This is a genomic window from Clostridium brassicae (assembly GCF_026738875.1).
GTDB classification, from domain to species: Bacteria; Bacillota; Clostridia; order Clostridiales; family Clostridiaceae; genus Clostridium_H; species Clostridium_H brassicae.
Genome location: NZ_JAPQFJ010000055.1, coordinates 1 through 1,759, shown reverse-complemented (window position 1 = coordinate 1,759; position 1,759 = coordinate 1). Strand labels below are relative to the sequence as shown.

Here is a 1,759-nt window from a genome sequence, read left to right as displayed (position 1 = left end):
CTTAAAGCAACCTTTCTCAGTATGTCCACCTCATTTCAAGTTATGAGGTTTATTGTATACTAAAATTTATATTTGGGACATAATCACATGTGTTATATTAAGACATTATCATATATCAATCAGAAAATGAAAAAAATATATAAAAAAATGTTGACACATGTCTAATCGGCTGATATAATAGTCAATGTGTTCAAGAGAGAGCACATTTAAATATGCATCTGGTGATTATGGCTTGAAGGTAACACCCGTTCCCATTCCGAACACGAAGGTTAAGCTTCAAAGCGCCGATGGTACTGCACTGGAGACGGTGTGGAAGAGTAGGTCGTCGCCGGGTAAGATATGATTCACTAGCTCAGTCGGTAGAGCACTTGACTTTTAATCAAGTTGTCCGGGGTTCGATTCCCCGGTGGATCACCAAAATACATCTCGTATACGAGATGTATTTTTTTTATGCAAATTTGCCTCATGTGTAGCACTATTAATACTCTTGTATATTCTGTGAAAGCGATTTATACCCAATTAAAGTTAAAAGGAAGAGTTAGTTTGGGTTAATATATAATTTGAAGTATATAAATGGGAAGATAAAAAATGTAACAAATAGTACATAGTATTGCCACTAAAGTGCCATATTTCTCAAATACAATATGATTATGGAAATAATTAAATTGTAGTTAATAGAGAGGAGAAGTAAATATGAAGAAGTTAGAATTAAAAACAAAAATATTAACAGGAGCATTAACAGGAGGAATTTTAATATCTTCTGTGAGTATGGCATTTGCAGGAACCCCTAGTACAGTGGCTAAAAAAAATGCTAATTTAGCTTCTAAAAAAGAATTTAGAACATCAGTACATATGAACAATGAAAAAAAACATGAACAAATGCAGAAGGTTTTAGAATCAGTATTGAAAGATTCAGTAGCTTCACAAACAATAACTCAAGATGAAAGCAATAAAGTTTTGGAATATGTTAAAAATAAATCTAACGAAGTAAAGAATTCTAATGAAAGCTCTAAAGTAAAGAAAGATAAAGATAATGATAAAACTAGAGGAGATATATTTGAAGAGTTAGCACAAAAGGGAATATTAACTAAAGAAAAAGCTGATGCAATTAAATTGAAAATGAATAATAATATGAAAGCAACAAGAGATAAAGAATTAAAGGAAAGTTTAGTTAAATTAGTAGATAAGAAGACTATAACTCAAGATCAATTAGATAAAATACTTTCAGCTATAAAAGAAGAAAGTAGTGTTAGAAAATCAGATTTTGAGAAGATGAAGAATATGACAGAAGAACAACGTAAAGAATATATAAAAACTATAAAAAGCCAGCATAAGGACTTAATTAAGGGTCTTGTGGAGTCAGGGGTAATAACAGAAGCTCAAGAAAAGGCTGTAAAAGATGTTTTACCTATGAAGAATGGTAGAGAGAGTAAAGGTAAAGGAGATCATTTTAAAGAGAAAAATGTTAATCAAGAAGAGAGTAATCAAAAAGGGGATTTGAGTACACAAAGTTAATAATACAGTAATATATTTGGATTTATGAAAAGCATGTATTGCATAATTTATTTATAGCGATGTATGCTTTTTATACTTTAAGAACTTATAAAGTCTTTTTAGAAAGTAAATATATTGTTTAATTACCTAAGTTTTGTACAAACAAAACTTTATTAGTTTCCATATTATAGTTTCCAAAAAATAAATAGTGGATAATACCAAGCCTTGAAGTATAATTTTCTTGCTACAGAAAAATTAAGAAAGG

At 29.7% G+C, this 1,759-nt stretch carries 1 protein-coding gene, 1 tRNA gene and 1 rRNA gene; all 3 read left to right on the top strand.

The features are described from left to right. Nucleotides 1-217 precede the first annotated feature (217 nt). The 3 genes from rrf to OW729_RS19290 all read left to right on the top strand — a co-directional run bounded on the left by rrf (nucleotide 218) and on the right by OW729_RS19290 (nucleotide 1,515). Nucleotides 218-334: ribosomal RNA gene (gene rrf, locus OW729_RS19300) — 5S ribosomal RNA — on the top strand. 7 nt (nucleotides 335-341) lie between these two features. Further along, a tRNA-Lys gene (locus tag OW729_RS19295) sits at nucleotides 342-417 on the top strand. Nucleotides 418-693: 276 nt separating this feature from the next. Further along, nucleotides 694-1,515, top strand: coding sequence for a hypothetical protein (locus tag OW729_RS19290; protein WP_268063152.1), 822 nt, complete (start codon nucleotides 694-696; stop codon nucleotides 1,513-1,515). The last annotated feature ends 244 nt before the right edge of the window (nucleotides 1,516-1,759 follow it).